The organism is Leucobacter soli (genome assembly GCF_042659205.1).
GTDB lineage: Bacteria > Actinomycetota > Actinomycetes > Actinomycetales > Microbacteriaceae > Leucobacter > Leucobacter soli.
In genome coordinates, this window is sequence record NZ_JBHSRW010000416.1 from 1 (window position 1) to 996 (window position 996).

At 73.8% G+C, this 996-nt stretch carries 1 protein-coding gene; it reads left to right on the forward strand.

Annotated features, from left to right (window positions below; translation table 11 throughout):
- Window positions 1-977 (forward strand): transglutaminase-like domain-containing protein (locus ACFPZL_RS13630; protein WP_382335931.1); only part of this gene is annotated, 977 nt, incomplete at its 5' end.
- Window positions 978-996 lie beyond the last annotated feature (19 nt).

Consider the following 996-nt stretch of genomic DNA (forward strand, 5'->3'; position numbering starts at 1 on the left):
CGCCGCTCGCCGAGCCCGGCGTCGGCGACGCGGACCTCGACGCCGGCTTCGATGGCGGCTTCGATACGGAGGCGATGCCCGAACTGAGCGCCTGGGTCGCGGCGCAGCAGCAGCCGGCGACCGGGGAGGGATTCGCCGAGCTGGTCCGGCGTCTCCGCGAGCGCGGCTATCTCAGCCACGCGCTGAGTGACGGCGAGGGCGAGCGGCTGTGGATCGAACGGCTCTCGGCGGCGTACGGAACCCGGTTCGAGCAGAGCGCGGGCGGCCATTCGGCGGCTCGTCTCGAGCAGCTCTTCGCGCAGCTCAACTCGCAGGAGCGCCAGGTCGGCGAGGAGGCGCCCGTCGAGCAGCTCGTGGCCGGCGTGGGCGACGACGAGCAGTTCGCCGCGGCTGCGGCGCTGGTGGCCCGTTCGCTCGGTTTCGAATCGCGCGTCGTGCTCGGTGTCCGGCTCGGTGGCGAGGGCGCCGGTGTGCCCGCCGAGCCGGCGTGCTCCGACGTCGGCAGCGGCGAGCATCTCGCCGCGTGGATCGAGGTGCGCGATGCGAGCGGTTGGGTGCCGTTCGACGTCAGCCCGCAGGTCGAACAGCCGCCGCAGGCGATCGAGAAGGGCGAGCAGCTGCCGGAGTTCCCGACGACGCCGGAGGAGCGCGACGCGAACGAGGTCGATCCTCCGTTGGGCACCGGGGAGCAGAGCGACGACGCGGATCCGGCGGAGGAGCCGCCCGCCGCGTCGTGGATCTGGCCGGTGCTGCGCATCGCCGGTCTCTCGGTCGCAGCCCTGGCGCTCCTGGCGCTCCCGCTGCTGTTCCTGCCGTTCGCGAAGCGATGGCGGCGCCACCGCCGGCGTGCCGAGGCGGATCCCGAGTTGCGGGCCCTCGGGGCCTGGCAGGAGATGCTGGATCGGGCCGCCGATGCGGGTGTGCGCTCGCCGCGCACGAGCGGTACCGGGCGACGGGACAGGACGATCTCGCCGTGATGGGCTCTCGCGTGGTCTG